This is a genomic window from Chamaesiphon sp. OTE_75_metabat_556 (assembly GCF_031378165.1).
Classification (GTDB): Bacteria; Cyanobacteriota; Cyanobacteriia; order Cyanobacteriales; family Chamaesiphonaceae; genus Chamaesiphon.
On the sequence record NZ_JANNDR010000300.1, the window covers coordinates 1 to 14,515 of the forward strand.

12 protein-coding genes are annotated in these 14,515 nt (G+C 43.5%); 7 read left to right on the top strand and 5 right to left on the bottom strand.

The annotated features are described in order from the left end of the window. Nucleotides 1–148 precede the first annotated feature (148 nt). Nucleotides 149–1,573: a hypothetical protein gene (locus tag RMO27_RS12140; RefSeq protein WP_309732778.1), complete on the top strand. Its 1,425-nt coding sequence runs from the start codon at nucleotides 149–151 to the stop codon at nucleotides 1,571–1,573. Between the two features lie 57 nt (nucleotides 1,574–1,630). Next, nucleotides 1,631–3,298 carry a WD40 repeat domain-containing protein gene (locus tag RMO27_RS12145; RefSeq protein ID WP_309732780.1) on the top strand — a complete coding sequence of 556 codons (1,668 nt, stop codon included), beginning with the start codon at nucleotides 1,631–1,633 and terminating at the stop codon, nucleotides 3,296–3,298. A gap of 73 nt (nucleotides 3,299–3,371) precedes the next feature. On the opposite strand, the gene RMO27_RS12150 is transcribed toward RMO27_RS12145, so the two are convergent. The 3 genes from RMO27_RS12150 to RMO27_RS12160 all read right to left on the bottom strand — a co-directional run bounded on the left by RMO27_RS12150 (nucleotide 3,372) and on the right by RMO27_RS12160 (nucleotide 6,541). Next, the gene (locus RMO27_RS12150) at nucleotides 3,372–4,271 is read right to left on the bottom strand and encodes a CoA-binding protein (protein WP_309732782.1); all 900 of its coding nucleotides are present in this window, start codon (nucleotides 4,269–4,271) and stop codon (nucleotides 3,372–3,374) included. Between the two features lie 113 nt (nucleotides 4,272–4,384). Then, nucleotides 4,385–5,536 (bottom strand): ATP-grasp domain-containing protein, encoded by a 1,152-nt coding sequence (locus RMO27_RS12155; protein WP_309732785.1) that lies wholly within the window; start codon nucleotides 5,534–5,536, stop codon nucleotides 4,385–4,387. Nucleotides 5,537–5,704: 168 nt separating this feature from the next. Beyond that, nucleotides 5,705–6,541, bottom strand: coding sequence for a hypothetical protein (locus RMO27_RS12160; protein ID WP_309732786.1), 837 nt, complete (start codon nucleotides 6,539–6,541; stop codon nucleotides 5,705–5,707). A gap of 212 nt (nucleotides 6,542–6,753) precedes the next feature. Between RMO27_RS12160 and RMO27_RS12165 the strand changes: the two genes are divergently transcribed. The 5 genes from RMO27_RS12165 (at nucleotide 6,754) to RMO27_RS12185 (ending at nucleotide 13,155) form a co-directional block, all read left to right on the top strand. Then, nucleotides 6,754–7,170, top strand: a complete 417-nt coding sequence (locus tag RMO27_RS12165; protein ID WP_309732788.1) for a tetratricopeptide repeat protein — start codon at nucleotides 6,754–6,756, stop codon at nucleotides 7,168–7,170. Between the two features lie 222 nt (nucleotides 7,171–7,392). Then, the gene (locus RMO27_RS12170) at nucleotides 7,393–7,878 is read left to right on the top strand and encodes an acyltransferase (RefSeq protein WP_309732791.1); all 486 of its coding nucleotides are present in this window, start codon (nucleotides 7,393–7,395) and stop codon (nucleotides 7,876–7,878) included. A gap of 124 nt (nucleotides 7,879–8,002) precedes the next feature. Continuing rightward, entirely contained in the window at nucleotides 8,003–8,404 is a 402-nt protein-coding gene (locus RMO27_RS12175; RefSeq protein WP_309732793.1) for an FdtA/QdtA family cupin domain-containing protein, read from the top strand. Nucleotides 8,405–8,414: 10 nt separating this feature from the next. Then, complete coding sequence (locus RMO27_RS12180) at nucleotides 8,415–9,530, top strand: DegT/DnrJ/EryC1/StrS family aminotransferase (protein ID WP_309732795.1); 1,116 nt, start codon at nucleotides 8,415–8,417, stop codon at nucleotides 9,528–9,530. After that, nucleotides 9,517–13,155 carry a glycosyltransferase gene (locus RMO27_RS12185; protein WP_309732797.1) on the top strand — a complete coding sequence of 1,213 codons (3,639 nt, stop codon included), beginning with the start codon at nucleotides 9,517–9,519 and terminating at the stop codon, nucleotides 13,153–13,155. The genes RMO27_RS12180 and RMO27_RS12185 overlap by 14 nt, the downstream gene beginning before the upstream one ends. A 40-nt stretch (nucleotides 13,156–13,195) precedes the next feature. Here RMO27_RS12185 and RMO27_RS12190 read toward each other — a convergent pair whose 3' ends face one another. Then, entirely contained in the window at nucleotides 13,196–13,819 is a 624-nt protein-coding gene (locus tag RMO27_RS12190; RefSeq protein ID WP_309732799.1) for a hypothetical protein, read from the bottom strand. Next, nucleotides 13,812–14,381: an Npun_F5560 family protein gene (locus tag RMO27_RS12195; protein WP_309732801.1), complete on the bottom strand. Its 570-nt coding sequence runs from the start codon at nucleotides 14,379–14,381 to the stop codon at nucleotides 13,812–13,814. The genes RMO27_RS12190 and RMO27_RS12195 overlap by 8 nt, the downstream gene beginning before the upstream one ends. Nucleotides 14,382–14,515 lie beyond the last annotated feature (134 nt).

A 14,515-nucleotide genomic window follows, 5' to 3' on the forward strand; every position in this document is an offset into this window, starting at 1 on the left:
TTCCAAGATGCCAGTTACTCCGCTGGGTACAAGAGAATAATCTTGGGATCGCCTGCTATGCTTTGTGCCGATCGATCTGGTGGAGTTACAGCTTGGCAACTTGAAGAAAAAGGCAACATTGTATCATTTACCGTATAAAAATGTAGTCATGAAAAATGCAGGATTAATATTATTAACCATAGTTTCGATCGCCCTCTTAAATAGTTGTGGAGGAACATCTACTGAGCCGAATTCAGTAACAACTTCTAGTCCAGTGGCTAGCAGCCCAAGTACACAACCTAACGACAAATCGAAAGGAACTATCGATCCAAAATTATTAAAAGAATATCAAGAGTCTCAGAAAAAACTAGTTGTATTATTAGACAAGAGAGTTGTCAAAGATAGTAAGCAGAAGGTTGCTCAGGAAATTCGAGATAGTTTAAACAAGGAATTAACAAACTTTAATGCAGCTCTAGAAAAGATCGACAAAACAGCAAATAAAGATATTCAGGATAAAACCAAGAGTTTTAGGCAGATTATCTATTTCAAGGATCTTTCTGGTGCAACTCCAGATCTGAAAGATCTTCAGGGACGGCTTATGATTCAAGCTAAAGATATCGGTGCAGAAGAAGGTAAATTTTTTGGTAAGAAAACCAGTGTAGCTCTGAGTGAGGAAATTGTAAAATTTGGACAAGAACTAGAGACTTATGCTAAAACTACGACTCAAACACCCCGTCCTACTGCATCTGAAAAACCAAAACCTGACCCAACAGATTCTAATTGGTTAGGTACTTTGGCTGCTGTACTATCCGTCTTATCAGCGATCGGTAGTGGTATTGCTATATACATTGCTAAAAATTCAACTAAAAAACCAACAACAAATTCCCAACAGCCTGCTCGAAGTAACAATCAATTGTCATCCAATCTATCTGGTAATCGAGGATCTTTCGATCGGGTTGACGATCGATCTTTCAATGAAGTTGATCGGCTAAGATCCGAAATAAATGCTTTGAGATCGGATTTGCAAGAAACAAAATTCAACTATACTAATTTATCTGAGAGATTCAATAAATTATCACAACAACAAACCAATAATGCGGCATCTAATTATCGAGAGGACACAAGATTCAATGATGACTATGGAAAAGATCTAAATCGTGACCAGCGCGCTAGCACTCGCGATCGCTATAGTGTGAGTACTCCACCTTCTCCTCCGCCTCAACCAGCCTGGATCGATGAGTACAACCAAAACAGCCGCAGTTTTTACACAAAGTATGCAAAAGCAGAAGTATTAGAAGAAGAACAAAATATCGAAGGACGTAGAAGTGGGAGAGTTTTAACTGTCAATCTGAGTATTGTACCGCAGCGGACTGGTGGCTATTGGGTATTCGATCAAGATAACCAATTGATGTTAGTTCCATCATCTGAAGTGCGAATTAACCAATTCAATCGAGACACATTTGATGACATGTTCGATTACAGTGAGTTTCGTTCTGGTTATCGGAAGATTGTACTAAGTCAACCAGCGATTGTCGAACCAAATCCTGCTGGTGGCTACCAATTAGTTCGCAGGGGGAGAATTGAATTTGAGTAAATGTCAATTCTGGGGTTTGTTGTTAAATCACCAGTTCCTAACAATAGATTCAGATTTATGACAATTCCAGCTCTAGATCGACTCATTCAACAACTCCAAACCCTCGAAACTAAGTTTGATGAATTGATGCTATCGTTGATGGCTGGTCAGATTCCTGTCAAGCTGACCAAAGCTGCGCGGATCGAAGGTGCTAAAGTCGAAGCTCCTACTCCCCAACTCAAACTTTCCGAGTCAAAATTCATCCAAGTATATAACGAAATTCCGGTCTTACTCAAAGCCTATACCGTTGCGGTCGATTGGACGATCGATAGCTACCAAAATCCCCAACGTCCGCCCCTAATTCTCGAACCTGGTAATAATAGCAATTATTGGGTAATTCCCGTCCTGGTCGCCGATACAATTACCTACTGGCTCGTCCCTAATCCCCTGCGGCAAATTCGATTCGATCGACTCGAATGCTTGAGTTATTTATTTGATTATCCACTACTCGATCGAGTTAATAAAGACTCGGAATTTCACTTAATCGCACCCGCAACAGTGAGTTATTACTTCGATACAGGGGTTGTTAAGTGGAAATTGGAACAACAGGGTAAACTTGCTGTTACTAGTGGTGCGACAGCCCAATCTGACCCCGTACAGCTCATTGAAGCTCTCCAGCAACAGGTACGCCGACAAGAAGCAACCTTGCAGCAACTCCAGCAACAAATGGCGCAACTCTTGAGTGGAAACAGCTCTAATCCCATGGAAGATCGCCCCATTCCTAGTACGATTGAAGAGCGTAAAATATCCAGTCCAGATCTAATTTCTCCTTGGCGTACTCCTCAATTGATTAATTCCTTCAAAAGTCAAAAAGGGACGATTAAATCGATCGTCCTGACTCGTTGGCAAGGAAACAATAAACTGATTCTGTTTGCTAGCAACCATAGCGGGACGATCGAAGTTTGGGATCTCGAATCTGGTAAGTTTATTTACGATATTACCCGCACGGAAGAATTGTTATCTGATGTCCCGACGATCGCGATTGTCCCCCAAAAACAAATTCTGATTTCTACGACTGAAAATCATCAGATTAAGGCACGTTATATTTCCGAAGGAAAAGAATATATTTATGGTCAACATGATGAATGGATTTTATCCCTTGCTTTGAGCACAGATTCTACTTATCTAGCCACCGGAGATCGACAAGGTATTGTCAAAATCTGGGACACCGAGCAGAAATCCCAGATACAAACGATCGAGCATGGAAATCCAATCCTTTACATGGTAATTACGCCAGATCGTCAATATCTAATTGCGGTGGATGCGCAACAACAAATCCTCTTTTGGCTGATGAAAACAGCTCAATTACATACAGTTAAACTATTAGCAGATCTAGTACGAGCGATCGCCATTAGCCCCAACGGGAAATACCTAGCACTAGGTTTTCAAAGTGGTAAAGTCCAAATCTGGGACGCCCAAAAATTCACTGTTAAACACAATTTAACCCAACTACATCAACAGGTTTGGAGCCTAGCCTTCGATCCTCGATCGCAAATTTTAGTTTCTGGTGGTAGTGACACTAGCCTTTGTCTCTGGGATGCCGCTACTGGTAATTTAATTTGTCAACCCAGTGGCGGGCAAAATTCAATTTATGCCTTGACATTTAGTACCGATGGTAAAACTCTAGTCGCGGCGGGAGCCGATGGAATTATCGATCTGTGGACTGAGGCTCGATCGATAGTGTAAAAGCGAACAAGTTGTCAAAAACGGGAAAGCAACCCTGACTGATAACAGCAGCATCCAAAAATACATCTTTTCTTTACCCTTTACTCCCCAACTTCTTCAACAAGCCAGGAATCTGCCCAATCTTTTTGGCGACGGGAATTTTAGCCCGCTTATACGTTTCGAGCCGTTGTTGGATCGTGTCAGAGTGATAAATCGGTTTGGATAGAGTATGACTCAAGACGATCGCAGCATCCGTCAAAGGGTGCGGCGTACTCGCATGAATTCCCGCCAGATAAGCAACCACAGGTTTACCCTGTTGGGTGAGTAGGTAAGCCGCCGTTGCAGCTTCGGAATCCCAGCAAATATCGCCGACAAGGACGATCGATTCGGTCAGCGGGTCAGACTGAAGCCATTCCAGCCAGAGGCGACAGGAGGAGCCAACCAGCGGATCGCTGCCGATATGGATGACGATCGATTGACCTAGATTAGCTTGATTTAATTCACTAGCAATTTCGGCAGTCAGGCTCTGATTACGGCTGATGATGGCGACTTTACCAGGACTATACAATTGCGGTTGATAAATACCCAGCAATAATCGATCGGGAATGATAATGCCCGCGCTGCCCGAACCGAGAATCAGGGTATTGGTAATACTCGCCTGCCGTAACAGCCGGATCGTATCTAGTGGCGGTACGCCTCTGGTGATAATGATTAATTGCGGTATCCCTGCCGCAATGGCTTCGAGCGCGGCATCTAAGACGTGATAAGCAGACACGAAAATCAAACTAGTCTCGATCGGTCCCACGACGTTTTGGGCTTCTTCGACGAGATCGAAGACTGGCAAATCGCCAAGTTTTTGGCCGCCTTGTCCCGCACTGACAATGCCCGCGATCTTGGTACCATAAGTTTGCATTCGTCCAATTGCGGCCAGTGCCAAGGGATTATCCACTCCTTGAATGAGGACGCGGCTATCTAGTTGCAGATCGATGGTCATTGGGAGTTGGGAGTTGGGAGTTGGGAGCGGGAAGTTGGGAGTTGCTGTACCACCGTATGGGAGTTGGGAGCGGGGAGATATTCAAACTCTATTTACTCACTAAAACCTAAAGCCTAATCTTTCTGCTTGGCAATCTCCAGCGTTTGCGAGATCGCTCGATCGAAATTAGTCACAAGTTTAATCGACAACGGTAGCAGCCCTGCGAGTCGATCGCGATCGTGTTCCAAAACTCGCCAGATCGTTGTGAAATTTTGACAGTTAGGCAAATATTGCATCACTTGCTGACAACTATCGATATCGCTGCCGACAAAATCGATCAGCAGCACATCGATCTCTGGTGCTTGTATGCGCTGCGCTGGTGGTGAAGTCTGACTAGTGAGCTGTTCTGACTCCGTGGTGCTGTGATAAACGCCCAACCGAGCGAGGGCAATCTGGATTTCTTGAGTGCAGGTAGGATCGACGACGATACATTGAGCGACTTGACCCCCACCTTGGGCGATGCCATCCAACATGGCTAGAGCTAGGCCATTGCCACTACAGAGGATACTGATATTCCCGACATTGGTAAACAGTGGCGATAGGGTACCCAGGCGATTGCGGGCGACATCGATAACTTGCCACGGTTGGAGATTGGGGTGTCTGCCGACAGCATAGTGATTGACACTAATTTTGCCATCGAGCGCCATCACTGCGCCATTGAGATCGATACCCAACGGATTGATCTCCACCAAATCCAAATCCTGAGCGCGCATCAAGATATACATTTTCTCGATAATCTCGCTGACAGCCAGCATCAGATCGCCCTGGAGTCCCATTTTGAGCGCGAGTCGGCGGGCATAAAAAGAAGAAAACTCTTCATAGACAACTACCTGCTGAATCTGATTGAGGATGGCATTAATATTCATGCCGCCGTCGGTAGAACCGAGCAATACTGGGCGACAGGCAAGTCTGTCGATGACGATTGCCAGGTAAAATTCCTGGCTGGTATTGTATTTCGCCTCGGCCAAGAGCACCTTGGGATATTCACCCAAAATCGGCAAATTAAAGATCGTCCGCGCTGCGGAGATTGCATCGATCGTATTTTCGACAAATCTAATCCCGCCAGCTCGACCGCGATTGCCCACGCTCACTTGCGATTTTAAAACGATCGGGTAGGGAATCCGCAATGCCTTGAGATCCGTCGGTCGATCGATCCGTTGCGATGGTAAAACGGGAATACCGACATCGCGGAATAATTCTTTGGCTTGGTATTCTAGTAGATCCATGAAGCGGTGGGATAGTGAATAGTGAATAGTTGATAGTGGCTGGATTAAATAGCGTATTTTGTTTGACAGAGCCTGTCTTATCTCCCTTTAATAATGAATGAGATGATTTACAGCAAAATTTTCAAGATTCAGAATCGATCCTATTCACTGTTCACTATCCACTATCCACTAATCTTTAGCTGGAGCTTCAACCTTGAATTCTCCGGTCGGGGTAGTTGTCACCTTGCCACCAGTAGCGATGATGCCCGCGATCGCCCGTTTGATGACAAGATCGTCTACTGCGGCACTTAAAACCATATTCCAGGCATCAAATTGAGCTTGTTTGCTGTTAGGGTTGCGAGCCAGATATGTCGCCGTATTTTGGGAAAGTCGCGCAATATTTTTACCTTCGGGAGTGGAGTACTGCCGCGCCCAGTTGGCGGCATTTTGCATCGAATTGCGAGCGGCAGGGACATCCCCCAAAAATAGTAACTCATCTACGGCTTTGAGCCTCCAAATATAGTAGCCGCGATCGGGTACTTGCGGTGATAGTGATTTCAAGCCACGTTCCATGATTTTAACCGATCGTTCTGGTGCGCCAGCATACATCGAGCCAGTACTCGACAAGTAAAAATAAGCAGCCAGAAAGCGGGGGTCGCGATCGAGGATCGCATCAAAATACTCCATCGCCGCCCCATAGCCAGCCTTTTTTCGCAAGTCGGTATCGCCAAAGTACTGGATAAAATCGATGAAGTACCAATCGGCGACCAGATTATGAAATCCAAACGTCGGCAGGGTTTTGGCGAGTGAGAGGTGGACTTTGGTTTGCGCTTCTGCTGTTCGCAGCAGCGACTTGTCCATAATTTCGCTCCGCTCCTTAATCGCTGCAAGTTGGGGAATTTGCAGATAGACGATCGCGGCAAATGCGCCGACGATACAGCCAAGCTGGCCGAATAGCGTCGGTGATAATTGGGATAACTGTACGCCGAATTTATCCCTCGCTGAAGTTTGTGTAGATACTGACATAGATTTTAGGTAACTTCGCCAAAATGATAGTTAATCGCCGAAAGTTGGTAAGTTAGAAGAATAGCTGGGGTTCGATGACCTTTGGTCTGCCTTCTCTTCTCTCCGAGACGCTGTGCGAACGAGACGCTACGCGTTGGCGGAGCCTGCGCTCTGCGCTTACGGAAATCGAGACATCAGCATTCTGCATCCACCTACCTCAAACAGACCGAACTATGGAACAAAATAAATTTACAAAAGTTTTTGTAATTCTTGCAGGTCTTGCTTTTCTTGGTTCGAGTGTCGCCGGATTGAGCGGTTTGATTGGCGGTTCGATGAACGAACCCGCCGCCACTGAAAAAGCTGCCCAATCTCAGAGTGCCCAACTTGCAGCCGAAGAGAAAGGTTTTGCCGCAGTTTTACAACGCGAACCGAATAATCAAACCGCACTTAAAGGTTTGGTGTCAATTCGGCTCAAAAGTGGTGATATCGCTGGTACCAGAACTGCCCTCGCACAACTCGTCAAACTCAATCCCAAGGAGCAGCAGTATCAAGAATTGCTGGCGGCGATCGATAAACAGATAACGGAAGGCAAAAACACCGGCAATGTGAAGCCAGCACAGCAAAAACAGCAGATCCAAAATAATAAATAGTTTTTGACATACTGACCGTAAATATCGATCGCCGCAGTCAGCTAGTATTAAAAAAATAGCCTCGTTCGTCAAATTTACGCAAATTGCAGTGCGTACTTTACAGACTAGATTAAAAATACTGGCTGTGGGTAATTAATCTCAAGACATATGGGTACACTAAATTCATACGATCTTCGTTAGCGATTAGCGAAAATCAAGTCTAGCGTGCTATCTACAAGCATTATGTTTGATAACCAAAAGATATTTATTCACCCGACGGCTGACGTCGCGACTACATCAATTGGTGGCAGCACCAAGATTTGGCAATATTCAGTTATTCTTGCGGGAGCAAAAATCGGATCTAACTGTAATATCAACTCTCACTGCTTCATCGAAAATGATGTTTTCATTGGTGATAATGTCACGATCAAATCTGGAGTGCAAATTTGGGATGGCATCTCGATCGCAGACAATGTATTCGTCGGGCCAAATGCAACCTTTACTAATGATAAGTATCCCAGATCCAAGGTATATCCAGATGTATTTGCCAAAACCATCATCAAAAAGGGTGCTTCGATCGGTGCAAATGCCACGATCGTCTGTGGCATAACGATCGGTGAAGACGCGATGATCGGAGCTGGCAGCGTTGTTACCAAAGATATTCCTGACGGCGAACTGTGGTATGGAAATCCAGCCAGAAGTCATGGACAAATTACACGCAACTCTTAGGGGAAACTTATTTACTATCTTCCCTTTACTAATAGTTAATAGATGATATTTAGAGAGGGTCTGTGGGTACTATCTTAGATAATACCTGATATTTTATCCAAGAGAGCTATCTCTGAAAATCACCATGAGTATCGAGCAGTGCCGGATTATTCATCTACCAAAGATTCAAGATCCAAGAGGGAATCTCACATTTATTGAAAGTAATAATCATATTCCCTTTGAAACAAAACGAGTCTTCTATTTGTATGATGTTCCAGGTGGTTCTAATCGTGCCGGACATGCATTGAAGAAATGCGCACAATTTTTAGTCGCAATGTCAGGTAGCTTTGATGTCATAGTTAATGATGGTATCTGCAAACAAACCTATCATCTAAATCGCTCTTACTATGGACTTTATCTGCCGCCTTTAACTTGGCGGGAAATTGACAACTTTTCTTCTGGATCGGTTTGCATGGCGATTGCATCAGAATTATATAATGAGTCTGATTATTACCGAGATTATCAAGACTTTGTAAAGGCTTTGTAGGTAGTAAAGTATGAAAATTCCATTTCTCGATCTAAAGTCTCCTTATTTAGAATTAAAAGCAGAACTCGATGCTGCCTATCAGCGTGTCATGGACTCTGGTTGGTATATTCTCGGTCGAGAAGTGGAAACCTTCGAGCAAGAATTTGCAGATTATTGTGAAACTCAATATGCTATTGGTGTTGGTAATGGTTTAGAAGCATTGCATTTGATTCTGCGGGCGATGGATATCGGAGAAGGCGACGAGGTAATTGTGCCTGCAAATACTTATATTGCCACCTGGTTAGCTGCTTCTTATACTGGCGCAATCCCGGTACCAGTTGAGCCAAATCCCAATACTTATAATATCGATCCCGATCGCATCGAGATCGCGATTACTTCCAAAACTAAGGCAATAATTGCAGTTCATCTTTACGGTCAACCAGCCGATATGGATGCAATAAATTTAATTGCTAAAAAACACGGCATCAAGGTAATTGAAGATGCTGCTCAAGCTCATGGTGCGCTATATAAAGGTCGTCGTGTTGGCTGTTTAGGTGATGCTGCTGGTTTTAGTTTTTACCCAGGTAAAAACTTAGGTGCATTTGGGGATGGTGGTGCAGTAACCACAAATGATCGGCAATTAGCAGATAAAATTTGCTTACTCCGTAACTATGGTTCGCGAATTAAGTATCATAATGAAGTTAAAGGATTTAACTCGCGATTAGATGAGCTACAAGCAGCCTTTTTGAGAGTAAAGCTAACGAAGCTAGATGAATGGAATCAGCGGCGCAAACAATTAGCACAGTCCTATCTAACTCAATTAGCTGAAGTCATAGATTTAAAATTACCTTATGTGCCAGCATGGGCTGACCCCGTATGGCATCTATTTGTAGTCACCCATCCGCACCGAGATCGACTCAAAACTTATTTAGATAGTGCCGAGATTGGTAATTTAATTCACTATCCAATCCCCCCTCATTTAGCAGATGCTTATCTAGCAAAGCAAGATCAGCAGATCGGTAAATATCCGATCTCAGAAAGTCTCGCCGATCAGATCATTAGTATCCCGATGGGGCCGCACCTCCATCAAGCAGATTTACAAAATATCATCGAAAAAATCCGAGTGTTTGAATATGGCATTATCTAATCCATCTGTGAGCATGATTATGCTCACTTATAATCACGAAAAATATATCAGTGAATCGATCGAGAGTGTTCTCAATCAAACATTTAGAGATTTTGAGCTAATTATTATTAATGATGGTTCGATCGATCGCACAGATGAGATCGTCAAAACTTTCAAAGACGATCGGATTAAGTACATTTATCAAGAGAATCAAGGTGTCAGTGCCGCAACTAATCAAGGAATATTAGTTGCCAAAGGTAAGTATATCGCCCTGATGTCTGGCGACGATGTTTGTTATCCACAGCGGTTAGCAAGACAGTATCAATATTTGTCTGAGATTGATCGTAAAGTAGTAGTTTTTTCTTGGGTAGACTTTATCAATGAAGACAGCCAAGTTTTTTCTGGTGAACCACATATTCAAGAAAATTGGTTCAATAGAGATAACCAATCAGGAGCTAAAATATTCAGACACTTTTTCGAGCGGGGCAATTACGTTAATGCCCCTACTGCTTTCATGGAAAAGTCAGCATTGGTAGACAGTGGATTATTTAATTTGTCTTCAATTCAGGCACAAGATTTTCATAAGTGGATCGAACTGCTAGGTCGTGGATATGAAATATTCATCATTCCCGAAAAGCTATTAAAATACAGGGTCAATGGTAATACATTGAGTCAGTCTCAAAGCTCTAAAGATCGGGAGGGTTTTGAATATGAAATCCTAGTTAAAGATTTCTTTGGACATACATCTATAAAATTATTCAAAGAGGCATTCAAAGATTTAGTTAGAAATAGTAGCTTTAGTGATGGCATCGAATATGAGCTAGAAAAAGCATTTGTTTATCTAAACTATACTTCCCCATTATTTCGCAAGACTGGAACCGAGAAACTATTTAATTTATTACAAGATCCTGCTGTTTTGGCAGTATCAAAAGAAAAGTATGGTGTAAATCTACCATCTTTATATAAGTTGATGTCAAATGTTTTCACTACTTTCGATCCAGTCGTAAGTAGCCAAGTATTAGTTTCGGTAGTAATACCTTGCTATAACCACGCTGCATTCTTAGCCGAAGCTGTTGACAGTGTTGTCAACCAAAATTATCGTAATTGGGAATGTATTATTGTTAATGATGGTAGCCCCGACAATACTAACGAAATTGCAACCTACTTAATCGAAAAGTATCAAGGCTACAAAATCAGTCTGGTAGATAAAATCAATGGTGGTCTTGCTAGTGCCAGAAATGCTGGTATTCACAGATCTAATGGTCGATATATATTGTGCTTAGATGCTGATGATCAGATCGGTTCGGAATTTATTGCCGATTCGATCGCGATCTTAAAGCATCGACCTGAAGTTGGTTTTGTGTATACAGATGTCCAGTATTTTGGTGCCAAAACTGAAACGATCGGCTATGGAGAATTTAATCTCGATCGTTTTTTAAGAAATAATCAAGCAACTGCAACTTCCCTGTTCCGAAGAGAAATCTTTGACTCGGTTGGTGGGTATAAAGAGATTATGGATGGGGGTCTTGAGGATTGGGAGTTCTGGATTTCAGCTTGTGAAAGTGGTTGGAGCGGCTATCATTTAGCCAAGGCTTGCTTCTATTATCGACAGCATGATCGCGGATCGATGTTGCAGGATCTTGTTAGTAACAAAGCAAAGATCCAAACCTTATTTGCGAGAATTATTAGCTTACATTCAAATCTCTATACAGATCGCGAAATAGAATGGTCAAATCAAATCCTAACCAATGGGAGTATTGGGTCGAACAGCAATCTCGATCGGGATTCCTTACTCCAAGCATGTCAGCATTTTCTAGCTACTCCTCCCAATTTTGATAAACTAGGTGCAGCCGATCGATATTATCAAGATCTGCAAAAATGGATGAATTACCTCCATCAAGCTACGCTCGATAGTGTCGAGCGTGCTTCGGTACGGGATGTTGTCGATAATTTTGCCAGAACTGCTAATTTTATCCATGCCTACTTTAATTCCGAAAATCTGAAAGATATCTATATCCAACGGGCAGAAATTATCGAGTTAAGTCTTCAGCAAAATGAGTGTCAAATCGATTATGATTTTGCCAATCGACCTCCAAATCGCCAAAAGATTCGTCTCGGGATCATTGCTGCTCATTTTAATCCATCATCCGAAACTTTTGCGACACTTCCTGTCTATGAATTTCTGAGTAGAGATTTTGAAGTAGTCCTCTACTCATTCCAACAAACCAACCATCCCCTCGAACAATATTGTCGGAGTGCCGCTAACTTTTTTGTGACTCTGCCAGCGAGCTTAACAGAACAAGTAAATATCATTCGCAATGACGATCTCGATATTCTATTTTTTGCAACTAATGTCACCTTAGTTACTAATCAAATCTGTCTGTTAGCTAGCCATCGCTTAGCACGCATTCAGATTACCAGTGGTGGTTCGGTAGCGACAACGGGGATGAGACACATGGATTATTTTATCTCTGGGACATTTACCGATCCTGCGCCTAATGCTCAGGAGCAATATCGAGAAAAATTAATTCAATTGCCAGGAGCGGCTCATTGTTTTAGCTATGGAGACTATGCGGAAGAGTCGAGTGTTAATATCGATCGCGAACAGTTAGGGATTGCTGAAGATAAGATTGTATTTACTTCTGGTGCTAACTTCTATAAAATTATTCCCGAACTCATTCATACCTGGGCAAAAATTCTGGCAGATGTGCCTAATTCAATAATTATTTTATTCCCATTTGGACCAAATTGGTCTACTGATTATCCCAAGCAAGCTTTCGAGCAACATCTACATCAAATCTTTGCTGAATATGGTGTATCAGCCGATCGAATCCTCGCTTTAGATCCCCAACCAGTACCAAATCGGGAGGATCTCAAAGAATATTTCAAACTTGCTGATATTTATCTCGATTCCTATCCTTTTGCCGGCACAACTTCGCTGATCGAGCCACTCCAAGTTAACTTACCAGTTATCGCTAGACAGGGCAACAGCTTTAGATCGGCAATGGGATCTGCCATGATTCGATCGCTAGAAATCGCCGATTTGGTGGCTGATAGTGAAGAGTCTTATATTCAATTAGCCGTCAATCTTGGTATCAATCCAGAACTACGCCATCAAAAGCGAGCTGAAATTCAAACCAAGATGCAAAATAATCCGAGCTGCTTGGATAGTCGCGGTTACTCAGCTAAAATTGGTAGGCTATTTACAGAACTCGTCGATCGATATGCTGTAGACAAATTAAATAAAAATCTCTGCTTGAGAGATATCAATTTGATGGTATTCCCTGATTGGAGCCAGTCAGAAGAAGCTGTTGGCTTGGAGTTGCAACAAGTCATCCAAACTTTAGCGGCTCAACCCGATTCTCAAAATACTACGCTCCTAATCGATACCACGAACATCGATCTCGAAGATGCACAAATGTTTATCTCTAGCATTGCCATGAATCTGATGATGGAGGCAGATCTAGACATCACCGAACAACTAGAAATCTCCCTGATTGAAGATCTCAGCAATATTCAATGGGATAGTTTATTACCCAAGATCGAAGCCAGAATCGTTTTAGAATGCGATAATCGGGCGGCTGTAGCAAAGTTACCTCACCAAAATTTTGCACAACGTCAACTTGAGTCTTTTGGACTCAACTAGTGGCACAGAATCGAGTGGGATTTAGAGTGAAAATATAGATTTACTTTGAAGAGATCTTGCCGATCGATTGGTTAGTGATACATCGCCAATGACAATCGAACAAATCTGGCTGCCGAACGCCAACACTCGCGAGTGCAGGTATTGCCGGAAACGGGAATAATCGATCGAACATTATTCCTGCATCAGTCTGACTAAATTGCACCAGATAAGTCGCTGGCGGGGCATTCAGTTGGGTGAGTAATTGACAGCCAAACTGGGAGATCGATCGTAACGCGATCTCATCGAGGTGAATTGGTTGTCGATAATTATCCCCCTCACTTTTGCCGATCGCCTCATCACAAATTGGGTCGCCAGACGTCCAAATTATCGGCAACCACAGATTACCCCCATCGCCAACTTTGAACCCGATTGTAGTGGCTACTAGGTCACGGAGGAGATCAATCTGCTGACAAGTTTGACCGATCGATTGTCCCCAGAATTGAAAAGCTGGGGGTACAGTTAAGGTCATCGGACAATAAATCGCCCTGGGACTCGCAACTGTTGGTAGATTGGCCACAGTGACAAATTCAACTGAATCAACCAGCTCGCCGATCGATCTGAGCATGGCGACACCCAACCTTTGACTAGCTGATGTGTCATCGAGGATGACCACAATTTTAGGCATGACTGAGGACAGTCAATGCATGAGGCGAAGGCTGTTGGCTGATGTCTGGGAGATCCAATTTGAGTTCGGTAGTTGGGTTCGATAGCTCGATCCCTCTCGCAGCCATCCGATCTGTCACCGATACCAAGTCGGCTTGCAGTTGGCGGTTTTCACTCTGCAACGACATAATTTTGTCTTTAATTGGTGCCAAGCGTTCGGCAAATTTGCGGGTATACACTTTGGGTAGCTCCCGAATGACTTGCTCCAACATCTGCCCGCGTGCTGTCAATTCGCGGATGGTTTGGCGCAGTTCCTGAATCTCGACATCTCGCCGCTGGAGCTGGTCTTGATAAAAATGCACTTGATGCTCGACGCCTTGGAGTTGTTCGCGCAGCAATCTTACTTCGGCACGATAGTCGCCAGCTACTTCTGGTCTGGGGGCATAAGGCGTATGATCTTTGACTAGCCGAAACAGTTCTTGAGAGAGTTGCTGGACGAGTTTGTCGCGGGTACTGAGTTCGTCACGAAACCGAGCGATCTCGGCTTTCAATGTCGATATATTAGTAGCTTGAGTTTGGTTCACGGGGTATCACCAACAGTTTGAGCGTGGAAATACCCTGACTTTATCAGTTTGTTCGTGTTGTCGCAACGGGGTTGAGAGTTAGCTGTTGGGTTTCGATCCCAACAGCCCAGCTTTGCTAACTACACGACGATTCG

Bases quoted from the DNA above. Each gene is read 5' to 3' on its own strand.
- RMO27_RS12140 (WP_309732778.1), top strand. From the start codon at position 149: ATGAAAAATGCAGGATTAATATTATTAACCATAGTTTCGATCGCCCTC.
- RMO27_RS12145 (WP_309732780.1), top strand. From the start codon at position 1,631: ATGACAATTCCAGCTCTAGATCGACTCATTCAACAACTCCAAACCCTC.
- RMO27_RS12150 (WP_309732782.1), bottom strand. From the start codon at position 4,271: ATGACCATCGATCTGCAACTAGATAGCCGCGTCCTCATTCAAGGAGTG.
- RMO27_RS12155 (WP_309732785.1), bottom strand. From the start codon at position 5,536: ATGGATCTACTAGAATACCAAGCCAAAGAATTATTCCGCGATGTCGGT.
- RMO27_RS12160 (WP_309732786.1), bottom strand. From the start codon at position 6,541: ATGTCAGTATCTACACAAACTTCAGCGAGGGATAAATTCGGCGTACAG.
- RMO27_RS12165 (WP_309732788.1), top strand. From the start codon at position 6,754: ATGGAACAAAATAAATTTACAAAAGTTTTTGTAATTCTTGCAGGTCTT.
- RMO27_RS12170 (WP_309732791.1), top strand. From the start codon at position 7,393: ATGTTTGATAACCAAAAGATATTTATTCACCCGACGGCTGACGTCGCG.
- RMO27_RS12175 (WP_309732793.1), top strand. From the start codon at position 8,003: ATGAGTATCGAGCAGTGCCGGATTATTCATCTACCAAAGATTCAAGAT.
- RMO27_RS12180 (WP_309732795.1), top strand. From the start codon at position 8,415: ATGAAAATTCCATTTCTCGATCTAAAGTCTCCTTATTTAGAATTAAAA.
- RMO27_RS12185 (WP_309732797.1), top strand. From the start codon at position 9,517: ATGGCATTATCTAATCCATCTGTGAGCATGATTATGCTCACTTATAAT.
- RMO27_RS12190 (WP_309732799.1), bottom strand. From the start codon at position 13,819: ATGCCTAAAATTGTGGTCATCCTCGATGACACATCAGCTAGTCAAAGG.